Source organism: Elstera litoralis, assembly GCF_000963705.1.
GTDB classification, from domain to species: Bacteria; Pseudomonadota; Alphaproteobacteria; order Elsterales; family Elsteraceae; genus Elstera; species Elstera litoralis.
Genome location: NZ_LAJY01000905.1, coordinates 1 through 1,031 on the forward strand (window position 1 = coordinate 1; position 1,031 = coordinate 1,031).

Below are 1,031 nucleotides of genomic sequence, written 5' to 3' on the forward strand. Positions count from 1 at the left end.
AAAAGCCGTTGCAGCSGAGAGTCCTAGCTTTGACTGCGGCAAAGCCAGCACCGAGATCGAAAAAGCCATATGCGCTTCGCCAGAGCTTTCAACCGCTGATCGGGTGATGGCGGGAGCCTATGGTGCTGTTCTTGCCCGCGCGTCCAAGGAGGCAAAGGACCTTCTGCGTGCCGATCAGCGCCGTTGGATTGCCCATATAAGCAATATTTGTCAGGCTCGGTGGTCAAAAGACTCATTTGGCGATAACTATCGGGCAGACTGTCTCGCTAAAGCAATGCGGAGTCAGGCTGAATTTTATCAAAAATCAGCACTTATTGCGTTGCCGAACCCTTATGGATATCTTCTAACTCGACAAATCTATCGAAGTTCACCTGTAGAGAAGGAGGAACTGGCCGAATTCTTTCCTGCGGTTCGAATAGAAGAGAACCGATATCATCAGTTTTTATCGCCAAGACTGGCAAAACTGAGTTTTCCCCCGCCGATATCAACCGACGATCAGGGCTATGAGAAGAAAATTTATTTCGATTACAAAATAATCGGAAAACATTTAATATCACTTCATTACACTAAATATGATCATCTTGGAGGTATGTACGCCCTTATCGAGTCAGAATTTTTGACAGTTGACCTCAGAAATGCCCGTAAACTTGCTCCCGAGAACATTTTTTCTCTCTGAGAAACCTTGGAAATTAGCATTTTTCTCGAAAGATTGACGCTCAGATTGAAGAGATCGGAATAGACCCCGGAAGGTTTCCTAACTGGTCCAATGACGCCGTAAGCAACCCGTCAAAATGGGCTCTTTCAGAAGGTTCATTTGGTATTTATATTGAGCAGGCTGATTTTCTTCCATATCACGGAGAGAATATGGTGCTTAAAGTTCCATTCAATGAATTATCACGTTATTTTAAACCTGATTTTAAATTATTGATCCGCCATTAAATTTCGATATAGTTAGAAACAAAATACCTCCCTGTGAGCAATTTTTGTGTGGAGGATATCCAGATGAAACATTGGACATTTAAATTTTTTCT

Annotated in this window: 1 protein-coding gene; it reads left to right on the top strand. The window is 42.8% G+C overall.

What is annotated here, in order from left to right:
• Positions 1 to 676, top strand: a 676-nt coding sequence (locus VZ95_RS23610) for a lysozyme inhibitor LprI family protein (protein WP_156995498.1), incomplete at its 5' end; no start/stop codon positions are given.
• Positions 677 to 1,031: the final 355 nt, after the last annotated feature.